7 protein-coding genes are annotated in these 8,555 nt (G+C 50.1%); 5 read left to right on the top strand and 2 right to left on the bottom strand.

Annotation, left to right across the window (positions count from 1 at the left end; translation table 11 throughout):
- Positions 1–164: 164 nt before the first annotated feature.
- The gene (ppk1, locus tag JW953_14875; GenBank protein MBN1993981.1) at positions 165–2,306 is read right to left on the bottom strand and encodes a polyphosphate kinase 1; all 2,142 of its coding nucleotides are present in this window, start codon (positions 2,304–2,306) and stop codon (positions 165–167) included.
- A gap of 12 nt (positions 2,307–2,318) precedes the next feature.
- On the bottom strand, positions 2,319–2,681 hold the full coding sequence (locus tag JW953_14870; protein ID MBN1993980.1) for a response regulator: 363 nt from the start codon (positions 2,679–2,681) through the stop codon (positions 2,319–2,321).
- A gap of 405 nt (positions 2,682–3,086) precedes the next feature.
- Between JW953_14870 and JW953_14865 the strand changes: the two genes are divergently transcribed.
- From JW953_14865 to JW953_14845, 5 genes are all read left to right on the top strand, one after another.
- Positions 3,087–5,159 carry a PQQ-binding-like beta-propeller repeat protein gene (locus tag JW953_14865; protein MBN1993979.1) on the top strand — a complete coding sequence of 691 codons (2,073 nt, stop codon included), beginning with the start codon at positions 3,087–3,089 and terminating at the stop codon, positions 5,157–5,159.
- A 31-nt stretch (positions 5,160–5,190) separates the two neighbouring features.
- Positions 5,191–6,081, top strand: a complete 891-nt coding sequence (locus JW953_14860) for a serine/threonine-protein phosphatase (GenBank protein ID MBN1993978.1) — start codon at positions 5,191–5,193, stop codon at positions 6,079–6,081.
- 64 nt (positions 6,082–6,145) lie between these two features.
- On the top strand, positions 6,146–7,627 hold the full coding sequence (locus tag JW953_14855) for a DnaJ domain-containing protein (protein ID MBN1993977.1): 1,482 nt from the start codon (positions 6,146–6,148) through the stop codon (positions 7,625–7,627).
- The gene (locus JW953_14850) at positions 7,620–8,126 is read left to right on the top strand and encodes an FHA domain-containing protein (protein MBN1993976.1); all 507 of its coding nucleotides are present in this window, start codon (positions 7,620–7,622) and stop codon (positions 8,124–8,126) included. The genes JW953_14855 and JW953_14850 overlap by 8 nt, the downstream gene beginning before the upstream one ends.
- A 28-nt stretch (positions 8,127–8,154) precedes the next feature.
- The gene (locus tag JW953_14845) at positions 8,155–8,400 is read left to right on the top strand and encodes a hypothetical protein (protein ID MBN1993975.1); all 246 of its coding nucleotides are present in this window, start codon (positions 8,155–8,157) and stop codon (positions 8,398–8,400) included.
- Positions 8,401–8,555 lie beyond the last annotated feature (155 nt).

The raw sequence follows: 8,555 nt of genomic DNA, 5'->3' as shown, positions 1-8,555 counted from the left end.
GCTATTTTCTTGGATTAACACTCATATAGATTTTCGCCTATTTGAAAAGTGTCAACTTAACTATTCGTAAGAGATGAACCATCCCGGATTTTAACTCAAAAATAAAAAATCCCCAAGTCTTCCCTATGGAGGTGGGGAGATTTGGGGCAGCCTGCCGGGTCAATCTAACGACACTTGGCCCTGGTCATCAACGCGGCTTGGCTATCCCTGGGTTCCTTACCGTCAGGAGACAAACGGACGTAACTGCCGTCGGTCTGCAAAACGCGGGCGTTTACGTTGTCGGCCCACGAGATTTCCAGGATTTCTATTAACTCTTGTTTAAGGGCCAAGTCCTCAATGGGAAAGAGGGTTTCAATGCGGCGGTTCAAGTTGCGGGGCATTAAGTCGGCTGAACCAAGATAAATGTGGGGATTATTGCCGTTATGAAAATAGTAAATCCGCGAGTGTTCTAAAAAGCGGCCCACAATACTTTTGATCTGGATATTATGACTCAAGTTGGGAATGCCCGGCCGCAGGCCGCAAATTCCGCGCACCAGCAAATCTATCTTCACTCCCGCCTGCGAAGCCAGGTAGAGGTGACGAATAAACCCCGGATCAATCAGGGAATTCATCTTAAAAATAAGTCTGGCCTCTTCGCCTTTTTTGGCCCATTTGATTTCTCGATCAATTAAGGCGGCAAACCGTTTGCGCAGGGCCAGCGGAGCCACCAGGAACTTTTTGTAATCTTCTTTTTTGGAGTAACCGGTGAGCGCGTTGAACAGGTCCGAGGCGTCATCGCCAAAATCGGGCTTGCAGGTAAAAAGGCCCATATCGGTATAGATATTGGCGGTGACGGCGTTGTAATTGCCCGTAGCCAGGTGCACGTAGCGCCGAATCTGGTCGTCTTCGCGGCGGACCACCAGGGAAATTTTTGAATGCGTTTTTAAACTCATAAAGCCGTAAACCACATGCACGCCCACGCGCTCCAAAGCCCTGGCCCACACAATGTTGCTTTCTTCGTCAAAGCGAGCTTTCAATTCTACCAGGGCCGAGACCTGCTTGCCGTTTTCGGTAGCTTCCATCAAGGCTGCCACCACCGGCGAGTTTGAACCGGCGCGATAAAGCGTTTGTTTAATGGCCAATACGTTGGGATCATGCGCCGCAGCTTTGAGGAAATCCACCACCGGCACAAATGAGTCGTAGGGGTGATGCAGTAAAATGTCGCCTTCCCGAATGGCGTCAAAGATTTCTTCTCGGTGTTCCAGGTGGCGTAAACGGGGGTGAATTACAGGCAGGTAGACCGGGTCTTTTAAATCAGGCCGGTCAATGCGCATGATGGACATCAGGCCGCTCAAGCCCAGCGGGCCTTTACTTTCATAGATGTCTTGCGGCTCAACCTCCAGGTTGTTGGCCAACAACTGCACCATGTGTTCCGGCGTGCCCTGGGCGATGGTCAGGCGCACCACAAACCCAAAACGTCGTCGCCGCACGGTGGCTTCCATGGCTTCCAGCAAATCAGATGCTTCATCGGCTTCAATTTCTAAATCGGCGTTGCGGGTAATCCGAAACAGATGGGCTTCAACAATTTCATAGCCGGGGAACAGGTCGGCCAGATTATGGGTAATCAAATCTTCAAGCCAGACAAAACGGTAGGTATGGCGGTTATCGCCCCTGGCCCGTTTCACCGGCACCAGGCGGGGCAGGGTATTGGGCACTTTGATGCGGGCAAAAGAAATCTCATTGCTCTTGACATCGCGCACCAGGACGGCCAGATTCAAGCTAAGGCTGGAAATGTGCGGAAACGGCCGGCCCGGGTCAAAGGCCAGGGGGGTAAGCACCGGAAAGATTTCGTCCTGGAAATATTGGTTCAGAGCATGTTTTTGGGATTTGTTCAAATCCTTGTAATCAAGCAGATGAACGCCGGCTTCGCGTAGACTAACCCGAATATCCCTAAAACAGCGATACAGGGCTTTAAGATTGAGCCTCACTTTTTTACGGATAGCCGTTAGTTGTTCAACCGGCGTGAGGCCGTCGGCGGGGACGGTGGTTACGCCGGCGGCGGCCTGCTGCATTAAACCGGCCACCCGCACCATAAAAAATTCGTCCATATTGGAGCTGTAGATGGCCAAAAACTTGGCTCGTTCCAGGAGGGGATTATTTTTATCCTCAGCTTCTTCCAAAACGCGCCGGTTGAATTCCAGCAAACTCAATTCGCGATTGATAAACAAAGCCGGGTCGTTTAAATCATAAACTATTTGCGAGTCGGCCTTTTTACGTTTACCGTCAGCCGCTATCTCAGTTTCAGCCAGGGAGGGGGCAATAGCCATAATGTTACTACTCTATTGAAGATAGTTTTTTACCTTGTCCACTAAATCTGTTAAAATCAAGCTTTTTGAAATGAGTTCTGCCGCGCCAATATCCAAAGCCCGTTTGGCCTGGTCGCCCTTGGTATAGGCCGATAGCACCAGCACGGGAATGTGTTTGGTAGCCTCGTTTTGTTTGAGATGCCAAATAGCGGTGGCGCCATCCATCACCGGCATCATCAAATCCATAATGATCAGGGCCGGTTTATGCTCAACAGCCAACTCCACTCCTTTTTGACCGTTAGGCGCCTCCAAAACCCGGTATCCGGCCCGCACCAGGGCCAGGCGCAAAAGCATAAGCTGGGTGGGTTCATCGTCAACGCAGAGGATGGTTTCCATAGGAAAAGTGCTCCAGGATCAGATTTGGCAGCGATCAACCACATCGTCTGCAACGACATCGTCTGCAACGACATCGTTTGTTAGATTATACCATTTATTGAGCCAACTCACAAAGGGGGTTTACCCCCGCCCCTCAGACCCGATCCGGTTGAAATGTTTAAGGAAAAGGTGGTTGACGTAAGACAGGGGGGATAGTATAATCTTTAAGGTGGGATTCTGTTTTGGGGCATGCCAAATTTAGAAGCTCCTCTCTTTGGTAATTTCCTAACCCCAGGTATTTGTTGAACAGTTTCTCCGGCATGCTGTTTAACCAAGCTGTTTGCCAAAAACGTAAACCATATTGCATTTCCTGTATTGAATGAATATAATAAAGGAAAGTAGAAGTATTTTAGTAAGGAGTCCAGGGTGACGCTTGAAACACGACACATCAATCCGCAAAAACCCCCCGATACAGGTGAATTTGATGAAAACATTTTACCAAAAGGGGCCGTGCTGCAAAGCCGCTATGAAATTGTTAAGGTTTTGGGCGTAGGCGGCATGGGGGCCGTTTACCTGGCCCAAGACTTGCGCTTTACCGGCGTTACCAGAATGTGCGCCGTTAAAGAGATGATTAGCACCACGCCAGACCCCCAGGTGCGTCGCCTGGCCATTCAGAGCTTTGAGCGCGAAGCAAATTTGTTGGTGCGGCTAAACCACCCCGGCATCCCCGAAATCTATGATTTTTTTACCGAGTCTGTGCGCAGTTACCTGGTAATGGAGTATGTGGAAGGCCAGAACCTGGAAGAAATTCTTGACGCCACCGAAGGCATGCTCAAAACAGAAACGGTATTGGATTGGGCCAACCAGGTTTGTGATGTGTTGGTGTATCTGCACAGTCAAGACCCACCCATTGTTTTTAGAGACATGAAGCCGGCAAACGTGATGCTACGCAGGCTTAACGGCAAAATTGCCCTGATTGATTTTGGCATTGCCAAACCCTTTGAGTTGGCCCAAAAAGGCACCATGATCGGCACCGAGGGATATTCGCCGCCGGAGCAATATAAAGGCATCGCGGACCCCCGGGGCGATGTTTACGCCCTGGGGGCCACCATGCACCATTTGCTCACCAAACGAGACCCACGTTTGGAGCCGCCGTTTACCTTCCACGAAGAGCCGGTTCGCCTATTAAACCCTGCCGTTTCCGAAGAAATCAGCGCCGCAATAATGAAGTCCCTGGAGTATGATCCCGAAGAACGATTTCCTTCGGCGCAAGCTTTTAAAGATGCCTTGCAAGAAGCATTACAGGGCCGCTCAGTTGTTTCTAATACTGCCTCACCTTCTACTCAATTTCTAAAACCATCAGCGGGAGCTACGCCAACAGCGTCGCCTCCGCCCCAACAGTATCCGCCCCAACAATATCCACCCCAACCTTATCCCTATCCGGCTCCATATCCACAGCAGCCCTATCCTATGCCCTATCCGCCGCAGCCATACCCCGCCCCTATGGGCATGATGGATGAACACCCGGCCATGGATGATTCTATCCTGCCTATCTGGACTTTCAAATGTGAGGATGAAATCAGGGGGAAATCTGCGGTGGCCGACGACTCTACGTTGTACGTAGGTGTTTACGATAATAATATATATGCTATTGATCTTAAAAATGGCGAATTTCAGTGGAAATATCCCACCGACGGTGGGATTGCGGTAAAACCCTTTTTGTATAAAGACCGTTTGATTTTTGGCTCTGAAGACAGGATTGTTTATGCTATTTCAACCCTGGGCCGCTTGATCTGGACCTGTCCCACCGAAGGACGCATTCGTTCATCGGCCGTTGTTGAATTTGATCACGCCTTCTTTGGCTCCGACGACCACCGGCTTTACGCCGTTAACGCGCAAACCGGCCGGGTAATCTGGCGCTACGAAACCCTGGCCCCGGTTCGTTCTAGCCCTACCCTGGGGGATGAATTGGTGTATGTAGGTTCAGATGATGGGCACCTGCATGCGATAGACCTTTCTACGGGCGCCGCCCGCTGGAAATTTAGAACCAATCGCAGCATAACTTCCAGTCCGGTGCTTTACCAAGATTTGGTCATTGTGGGCGGCTCGGATTGGAATATTTATGCCGTTGATGCCAAAAGCGGCTACGACGCCTGGCGGGTACGCACCAGTAATGCTGTTATTTCAAGCCCGGTGGTGGCTGATGGCATGGTATATATTGGCTCAACCGATAAACATCTCTTGGCCATTGATGTTAAAACGGGCCGCACCCTTTGGAAGTTTGATGCTGGATCGCCCATTGTCTCAACACCGGCTGTCACTGACGAGGCAGTCTATTTTGGCACCACCAAGGGAGAGGTAATTAGTTTAAACCGAAAGGATAAAAAAATCCGCTGGCGGTTTAGAACAGAAGGTTCCGTAACCGCTTCTCCCCTGGTGAAAGATGGGATTGTATACATTGGCTCAACCGACCATAATGTTTACGCCTTGCCCGCTTGACAAAAATACCTACTGATGGGACGATTGACTCATGAACTTTCTCCGCAGGCTCTTTTCACAACCAAAAACAGAACCCGCCCCCTCCACTCCAATCCGGCCAGAAGAAATTGACCACGAAACGCCAGAGGCCGGTAAAATCAACCACCTGCCCTGTGGTTTGCATGTTGGTAAGGTGACGGATGTAGGCCAGGTGCGCGAACGCAATGAAGATTCTTTGTATACCATTTCCTCTTGGATACAATATGATTATGGTCAAGAAATATTTGGCCTAATGATTGTGGCCGACGGGATGGGCGGCCATCAGAAAGGAGATGTGGCCAGTTCGGTAGCAGCCAGGGCTACAGCCAATTACATTTTACAAGACATCTACTTACCATGCCTCATCAACAATAATCCAGGCCCCACCCCTTCCATTAGTGAGGTATTGGTATCGGCCGTACAAAAGGCCAATGCCCTGGTTCAACAGGCTGCGCCAGAAGGCGGCACCACCTTAACCGCGGCCCTGGTGATGGGCCATAATGCTTACATTGCCCACGTAGGCGATACCCGGGCCTATTTCTATCATCAAAACAGTATGAAGCAGATTACCGAAGACCACTCCCTGGCCCAACGTTTAAAAGATATTGGCCAGGCTACGCCAGAGCAAGTGGCCCAGGTTGAACACGTTTTATATCGGGCCATTGGCCAGGGCAGCACCATTGAGGTAGATACATATATTCAACATTTACCATCCGGCAGTTCGTTACTCTTGTGCAGCGATGGCCTGTGGAAAGGGATTAATAATACCGATACCATCAGAGAGATCATAGGCACTTCGGCTACTCCCCAGGAAGCCTGCGAGCGACTGGCCGCAGTGGCCAATGAAAATGGCGGCGAGGATAATATTACGGGTATTATCGTTTCAATGGGTCTTGAAAATTAATTTACTGATCTGGCGCAAGGTTTGCCTACTTCAGTAATTATTTCAAACGAAAGCAGCGCTGCTGATGCAAGTCAACAAAAATTATTACAAGATACTAAGATTAAACCCTGATGCCTCTGAGGACCAAATCCGCAAGTCGTACCGCACCATGGTCCGCGAGTTTCATCCTGATGTGAGCAAACATCCGGCCGCAGCCGAGTTGTTTCAGGAAATACAAGAAGCCTACGAGATTTTGGGCGACCCGGAACAACGACGCGTTTATAATCGTTTGCGAGAGTCGGAAGGGCTTGATAAATCCTCGGCTATTAGTTTGCGCCCGCTCATTAGCCATAAATTTTTATTGACCGGCGTTGAAGAGCAAGCTTTTTACGCCCTGCTTGATATAACCCCGGCTACGGATTTACCCACCACCCGTTTGCCGCTTAACCTGTGTTTGGTGCTGGACCGCAGCACCTCTATGCAAGGAATGCGCTTACAGCAAGTTAAAGAGGGTACCCGGCAAATCATAGACCGTCTCAATGATGACGACGCGCTGAGCCTGGTGGTTTTTGGCGATCGGGCCGAAGTGATTTTGCCCAGCCAGAAGAGTGTAGATAAGGCTATGGCTAAATCAATTGCCAGCACCATTCAGCCCAGCGGCGGCACCGAAATGTTGCAGGGCCTGCTGGCCGGTTTGCAAGAATTGGAGCGGAATCGGACCGATGAATCGGTAAACCACCTGATCCTGCTCACCGATGGCCAAACTTATGGCGATGAGTCCGGCTGTATAGAAAAATCCGATTGGGCCGGCCATAATCAGATCAGCCTGACGACTATGGGCATTGGTTCGGATTGGAACGAAAATTTGCTGGACAAAATGGCCTCCCTATCGGGCGGCACTTCGGTTTATATCGACTCGCCCCGGAAAGTGGTGGAGGTATTTAAATCAACCATTCGTAATCTCAGTTCAGTGGTCGCTCGCGAGTTAACCATGAGCTTAAGCACGGCCACCGGCGTTACCCTCAAAGAGGCTTTCCAGGTTACGCCCCATATTCGTCGCCTGGACGTGCATGCCGAAAAAGCCGTACTTGGCCCGCTGGGCACCGGCACGGATAAAACTCTCTTGATGGAGTTTAGAGTAACCCAAGAAAATACACCCGGTAAAAAACGGCTCTTGCGTTTAACCGTAGATGGAGACGTTCCGGGCAAATCTGATCGGAGAAATTGGGAATGGGTAGAGTTTTTTGCCGAATTTATGCCCAGGCTTGAAGGCAGTATGGAAATTCCGCCCACCATTGTTACGGCCTTGGGTAAATTGGCTATCTTTAAAATGCAAGAAAAGGCTATGGAAGACCTGGAAAAAGGCCATATCAGCGCGGCTACCCAAAGGCTGGAAACAATGGCCACCCGTTTGTTAAACCTGGGCGAAACCGACCTGGCCCGGGCCGCTTTGCTTGAGGCCGGACGGTTGGCCAGAACAGGCGACCTTTCCACAGAAGGCCGGAAAAAGATTCGTTACGGAACGAGAAGTTTGTCAATATTGCCAAAGGAGATACACAGTGATTAAGTGTCCATTTTGTGGAACAACTCACGTGGCTAACACTCTCTTTTGTAGTGAGTGCGGCACTTATCTGCTGGAAGATGACCGCCGTGGCACCGACCCTTTGGGCACAGATGAAATTGGATGGGTGGGGGAAGAAGAAGAAGCCGAAGCAGGTCCCATGGTTAAGGGAACAGGCCCCTTAGCCATCCGCTTGAAAATTGGCGAAAATGGACGAGAAGTTGAAGCCACCCTTAATAAAGCCATTCATCTGGGCCGACTGGATCCGGCCAGTGATGTTTTTCCCGAAGTTGATTTGACCAATGATAACGGCTTAGAAAAAGGGGTGTCCCGCCGGCACGCCAGAATTCTCAAACGAGAAGGCACCGTGGTGGTTGAAGACCTGGGCAGTATCAACGGCACCTTTATTAATGGCAAGCGGCTGGCTCCCTACCTGCCGGAAGTGCTGCGTAACCACGACCAACTCCAGCTTGGAAAACTGCTCATTGAAGTGGAAATGCGCTAATCATCATCATTTTTAGGAGAAATAATCAATGCCCATCAGTGTTATCGTCCATGTGTTGAATGCGGACCCCGTTTTGGCGGAAATAGAAGAGTTGCCGGACCCCCATGCAAACTTCATTACCTGTACCAATCCTCGCGCGCGTGATGGTAAAGCTCTGATTTATGTTGACGGCCAGGCTACCAGGGTGATGTTCCCCTGGCATCGCATCAGCTTTGTAGAAACCCTGCCCAGTGAAGAAGACCAGGCGGAAATAGAAACCTTCTTCCGCGATTAAAGCTTTGCCCGGACAGAAACCAAACCAAAACCGTCACCTTATTTCGGGTGACGGTTTTTGCTTTGACATTTTTACGGCCCACGAGTAAGATACCCCAATGGTTATTTATCCACCGGCCAAAAACATTATCTAAAAACAACTTCCCAGAGAATAAT

Source organism: Anaerolineae bacterium (assembly GCA_016931895.1).
Classification (GTDB): Bacteria; Chloroflexota; Anaerolineae; order 4572-78; family J111; genus JAFGNV01.
Note: the sequence above shows the minus strand (reverse complement) of the source record. Positions and strands in the feature narration are given on the sequence as shown.